The sequence below is a fragment of the Mesorhizobium sp. M2A.F.Ca.ET.039.01.1.1 genome (genome assembly GCF_003998035.1).
Classification (GTDB): Bacteria; Pseudomonadota; Alphaproteobacteria; order Rhizobiales; family Rhizobiaceae; genus Mesorhizobium.
Map to the genome: position 1 here is coordinate 1 of NZ_RZRY01000947.1, position 1968 is coordinate 1968.

Genomic DNA, 1968 nt, shown 5'->3' on the forward strand with positions numbered 1-1968 from the left:
AGCTTTACAGGCGTTTACTATGCACATCCAGTTTTGCTGGATTCTTACCGAGTGGTTGGAGCCACTTTGTTTGACGCCTCCCTGTTAAACTCCTGAGAGCCGCCTTATCCGCGGCTCTTTTTTTGTCCACGGGCGGCCGGCTCCAAAGCAGCCGGCGTTAACCGTTTGTTAAACATGCGCTTGCCTTCATGGGCATCGAAGCGCATTTTCAAGCCTCAGTCAGTTAAGGGTGCTGGCCACGTCGGCAAGGATAGTCGAATCGGCTGGCGGCAGTGCAGGGGCGTATCGATGAACGAGCCTTCGAAGGGCAGCGCGAAAACCATCAAGCTGGCGGAGCGCCGGGTTTTCTCCCAATCCTTCAAGCCGCTCTACCAGGAAGGCATGGGGCTGGTCGAGCAGGCCGCCGAATATCTCGATGGCAAGGGCAGGCTCGAGGCCAAGAAATTGTCGCGCACGGCCGCGACCCTCTATGCAGCGGAATCGATGCGGCTGACCACAAGGCTGATGCAGGTCGCCTCCTGGCTGCTGCTGCAGCGCGCGGCGAATTCCGGCGAGATGACGCGCGACCAGGTGGCCTCGGAGAAATCCAAGGTGCGGCTGGATACCGCGTCGGCGCATGACGAGGCGCTTGGCTGGAACGAGCTGCCGAAGGAATTTCTCGATCTGGTGACGCGCTCGCTACGCCTGCAGGCGCTGGTACGGCGCATGGACGAGGAAATCTATGGCGGCGTCGTCGCCGAGACGCACGCGCCCAGCCGCCGGGCCAATCCGGTTTCCGACCAGATCAGCCTTTTGAATACGGCGTTCGCGCGCGGCTGACACCGCGTTTGCAACAAACGCTGAGTAGCGCGGGCGGCTTCCCCCATCGAGCCGTGATCGGCGCAAATCAAGCGCCTCTGGCCTCCAGCCACTTTTCGATGTTGCGGCAGCAGCTTTCGGCGCATTGAAGGCCGTGCCCACCTTCGCGAGAAAGATCACCCTTGCCTGGAAGCGATAGGCCTCTAGTTGGAGCCGTTCGCCGCAGCCGGGTCGACCCGAGCCGGATTTGCAAGAAAATCACCGTCACTGTGACCAAAGCAGATTGCGAGGCTTGATCCCGTGCATTCGCCATTGGACCGCATTCCGGTATCGATCATCATCCCTAACTACAATTACGAACAGTTTCTCGGGCGCGCCATCGACAGCGCGTTGGAGCAGGACCACCGAAATGTCGAGGTCGTGGTCGTCGACGACGCTTCGACCGATGCGTCGGTGGCCGTCATCGAATCCTATGGCGACAAGATCCGCCCGTGCCTGAGGCGCAGGAATGGCGGGCATGGCGCAGCATTCAACACCGGATTCGAGGCGAGCACCGGGGCGATCATCCTTTTCCTGGACGCCGACGATTATCTCTATCCGAACGCCGTCTCCGAGGTCCTGGACGAGTGGGATGCAGATGTCGCCCAGGCGCAATTCCGGCTGCATCTCGTTGATGAGGACCAGCAGATCAAGGATGTCTTTCCCCCTCCCGAACAGCCGTTCGATTCAGGCGACGTCGTGCCGGAATTGTTGCGCAAGGGGCGCTACCGTACGACGGTGACAAGCGGGCTGGCGTTCGACCGCGAGGCGCTGGAACCGATAATGCCCATGCCTGAAAGCGATTTCCGGCAAGGCGCCGATGGCTATCTGGCGACACTGGCGCCGCTTCACGGAGAAGTGAAATCCATCGACACCTGCCTTGGCGCCTACCGCATCCACGGCTCCAACCATTCGGTCTTCGACGAGAAGCTTGCCGAGCGGGCGCGCTGGCGCATGCAGCATGACTTCCGGCGCCTCGAAGCCCTGTCCGACCGGGCGGCCGAGATCGGCTTGACCATGCCGCCGGATGCCGGCCTTCACGATCCGGTTCACCTGGAAGAGCGGCTGGCTTCGCTCTGCGTCGATGAGCCCCAGCATCCGGTTGAAACCGACTCCCGGCTGGGCCTGGCA

General features: G+C 61.5%; 2 protein-coding genes. Both read left to right on the forward strand.

Annotation, left to right across the window (positions count from 1 at the left end):
• Nucleotides 1–288: 288 nt before the first annotated feature.
• Entirely contained in the window at nucleotides 289–819 is a 531-nt protein-coding gene (locus EOA24_RS35940) for a DUF1465 family protein (RefSeq protein ID WP_042645727.1), read from the forward strand.
• Nucleotides 820–1098: 279 nt separating this feature from the next.
• On the forward strand, nucleotides 1099–1968 hold an 870-nt coding region (locus EOA24_RS35945; RefSeq protein ID WP_133374814.1), incomplete at its 3' end, for a glycosyltransferase family 2 protein.